We start from the raw sequence: 1160 nt of genomic DNA, 5'->3' as shown, positions 1-1160 counted from the left end.
AGACGAATTCAAAGTATATTGGCGTGGTTCTACAGTGCTTTCCGGTGACCATAAAAGTGCTCGCGGTGGAGCAGCAGGAAAGGCTGTAGTTGATCCTGAAACTAACTCTAACTATGTGCTAGTGCATTGGCTTAGCGCCCATCTAGATGCAGGAGAGGCTTTTATTCCTAAAAATGGTGAACCTAGCATCTTTCTATTAGCTCCTCCTGGGGACAATGTCAAAGCAGAAGATTTTGTAGCGCTTTACTCCGATGGGTGTTACGGCATATCAATTCATCCTGGAGTATGGCACACAGCTCCCTTACCACTGTCTGGAGAAGTAGTCTATAAAAATAAACAAGGCAGTATCTATGCTACCGTAGATTGTCTATTGTTGAAGGAGCAAGATACTTGTCTAAAGATTCCCCTTCGTAAACCTGAAGAAGACTGAGAATATAGATAGCAAACACAGCACGGAATGGATAGAAACAGATGATTTTATATAATTTGAAGTGCAAGTATTTCCCATAGCCGCTTCTAAAGGAGCTAGAGCGCCAGTTAAGTAACTGTTAAACTGGCTATTTCAATGGATAGAAAGGGATAGGGCGGGAGGGAGAAAGGTAAATCGATGTATTTTCCTGAAAATAGTGATGTATCAAAAAATGTGTCAACTTCTATTACTGAATAGCTGCTAAAAATCGCCTATTTAGTAATCATGGCAGACGAGAAAAAATCCGTATTTCGAGACTCATAAATCACTGATTAACCGAAGTGATTTAGGTTTTTGGTGATTGTTGGAGCGATGGTATAGCAATCTCAAATAGAGATCGTAAAATGCCAATGGCTAAGTCCAGAAATAGGCTCGTTCAAGTCAATTTAATTTTAATTCATTCAACTCAATGGAGGAGAAATCATGGCGACCATCAAACTAATGCACGCCAAGCTACATCGAGTGCGTGTGACTGAGGCAAACCGCCACTATGTGGGCAGTGTCACGATTGACTCCGACTTGCTGGCACAGGTAGGGATTTTACCCCTCGAAGAAGTAGAAATTGTCAACATTGACAATGGCAATCGCTGGTCAACCTATGTTTTGCCAGGAGAAGCAGGTTCAGGACAAATATGTCCCAATGGAGGGGGAGCGCTACTGTGCAAAGAGGGAGATACCTTGATTATCTGGA

The 1160-nt window shown here is 42.2% G+C and carries 2 protein-coding genes; both read left to right on the top strand.

Annotated features, from left to right (window positions below; translation table 11 throughout):
- Positions 1–430, top strand: a 430-nt coding sequence (locus F6K53_RS44240) for an ureidoglycolate lyase (protein ID WP_293087239.1), incomplete at its 5' end; no start/stop codon positions are given.
- 462 nt (positions 431–892) lie between these two features.
- On the top strand, positions 893–1160 hold a 268-nt coding region (locus F6K53_RS44235), incomplete at its 3' end, for an aspartate 1-decarboxylase (RefSeq protein WP_293087236.1).

Source organism: Moorena sp. SIO4A1 (genome assembly GCF_010672065.1).
In the GTDB taxonomy this organism is placed as follows: Bacteria; Cyanobacteriota; Cyanobacteriia; order Cyanobacteriales; family Coleofasciculaceae; genus Moorena.
Note: the sequence above shows the minus strand (reverse complement) of the source record. Positions and strands in the feature narration are given on the sequence as shown.